This window comes from Streptomyces sp. T39 (genome assembly GCF_008042045.1).
GTDB lineage: Bacteria > Actinomycetota > Actinomycetes > Streptomycetales > Streptomycetaceae > Streptomyces.
On the sequence record NZ_RDBP01000102.1, the window covers coordinates 1 to 1,437 of the forward strand.

At 73.1% G+C, this 1,437-nt stretch carries 1 protein-coding gene; it reads left to right on the top strand.

Annotated features, from left to right (window positions below; translation table 11 throughout):
• The first annotated feature begins 20 nt into the window (after positions 1 to 20).
• Positions 21 to 1,322, top strand: coding sequence for a M20/M25/M40 family metallo-hydrolase (locus EAO77_RS35585; protein WP_147992456.1), 1,302 nt, complete (start codon positions 21 to 23; stop codon positions 1,320 to 1,322).
• Positions 1,323 to 1,437 lie beyond the last annotated feature (115 nt).

The window sequence follows — 1,437 nt, forward strand, 5'->3', positions numbered from 1 at the left end:
TCACCCGAAGGAGAACGGACATGACCATCCTCCAGGACACCGTCCCCACCGACCACGTGGTGCGCTACTGCTCCGACCTGATACGCCTGGACACGACCGTCGGCCACCGGCCCGAGCGGGGGGCGGCCGAGTACGTCGCCGAGCGGCTCGCCGCCGCCGGCCTGGAGCCGCTGATGCTGGAGGGCGCCCCGGGCCGCACCAACGTGGTGGCCCGGATACCGGGGCGGGAGCCGGGACTTCCCCCGCTGCTCGTCCACAGCCACCTGGACGTGGTGCCGGCCGACCCATCCGGCTGGACGGTGCACCCCTTCTCCGGCGAGGTCAGAGACGGCTACGTGTGGGGCCGCGGCGCCGTGGACATGAAGGACATGGTCGCGATGATCCTCGACGTCGTGACCACGATGCACACGTCCGGACGCGCCCCGCGCCGGGACGTGGTGCTCGCCTTCGTCGCGGACGAGGAGGACGGCGGGACCCACGGCGCGGCCTGGCTGGTGGAGCACCACCCGGACCTCTTCGCCGACTGCGACGTGGCGATAGGCGAGGTCGGCGGCTTCAGCGTGCCGACACCCACCGGCTCCTTCTACCTGCTGGAGACGGCGCAGAAGGGCGCCTTCACCCTGGAGCTGACGGCCAACGGCCTGGCCGGGCACGGCTCGATGCTCAACGAGCACAACTCCGTCCGCGCCCTCGCCCGCACCGTGGCCGCCATCGCCGACCATCCCTTCCCGCTCCGGCTGACGGCCACCACGCAGGACTTCCTGGAGCAGTTGGGAGAGGCGTTCGGCCTGAGCGACACGGCGGATGCCCCGGAACGGGCGCTCGCCGCCATCGGGGAGGTCGGCAGGATCGTCGGGGCGACGCTCCGCCACACGGCCACCCCGGTGGCCCTGCGCGCGGGCGGCGCCCCCAACGTCGTGCCCTCGCAGGCGCACGCCCGCATCGACTGTCGCAGCGTGCCCGGACACGAGGAGGAGTTCCTGGCCGAACTGCGCCGCCTCATCCCGCCGGAGGTCACCTCGAGCGTCGTCCCGCGGGGAGCCGGCCACGAGAACGGCCTCGACGGCGCCCTCGCCGACACGATCTCCGCCGCGCTGCTGGCCGAGGACCCCACCGCCCGCCTCGTCCCGTTCTGCATGTCCTCGGCGACCGACGCCCGCCACTTCTCACGGCTCGGCATCCGCTGCTTCGGCTTCGTCCCGCTGCGGCTGCCCGCCGACGGCGACTTCGTCTCGATGTTCCACGGCACCGACGAGCGCGTCGCCGTGGAGTCCCTGACCTTCGGCGCGCGGGTGCTGAACCGCTTCCTCGCCACCTACTGACGCGGCTCACCGGCGAGGCGGGCCGCCCCGCCCTGCCCGACGGGCCGACCCGTCGGGCAGGAGACCACCCATCCCCTGAGCCGCGTCAGTAGGTGGCGAGGAAGCGGTTCAGCAC

Coding starts and splice junctions, on each gene's coding strand:
- EAO77_RS35585 (WP_147992456.1), top strand. CDS start 21: ATGACCATCCTCCAGGACACCGTCCCCACCGACCACGTGGTGCGCTAC.